This window comes from Burkholderia sp. SIMBA_051 (assembly GCF_046534915.1).
Taxonomy (GTDB): Bacteria; Pseudomonadota; Gammaproteobacteria; order Burkholderiales; family Burkholderiaceae; genus Burkholderia; species Burkholderia ambifaria.
Genome location: NZ_JAWRXS010000261.1, coordinates 1 through 273 on the forward strand (window position 1 = coordinate 1; position 273 = coordinate 273).

Annotated in this window: 1 protein-coding gene; it reads left to right on the top strand. The window is 66.7% G+C overall.

Annotation, left to right across the window (positions count from 1 at the left end):
* A partial coding sequence (locus SB771_RS34440) for a dihydroxy-acid dehydratase (RefSeq protein WP_410721968.1) occupies positions 1-273 on the top strand: 273 nt, incomplete at both ends.

A 273-nucleotide genomic window follows, 5' to 3' on the forward strand; every position in this document is an offset into this window, starting at 1 on the left:
GCCGATTCCGCAAAAGCTCCTGAAGCAGGGCGTGCGCGACATGGTGCGCATTTCGGACGCGCGCATGAGCGGAACGAGTTACGGCGCGTGCGTGCTGCATGTGGCGCCCGAGTCGTTCGTCGGCGGTCCGCTTGCGCTCGTGAAGGACGGCGACATGATCGAGCTCGACGTGGCCGCGCGGCGTTTGCATCTCGATGTCACCGACGAAGAACTCGCCGCGCGCAAAGCCGCGTGGCAGCCGCCGAAACTGCCATTCGAGCGCGGCTTCGGCGT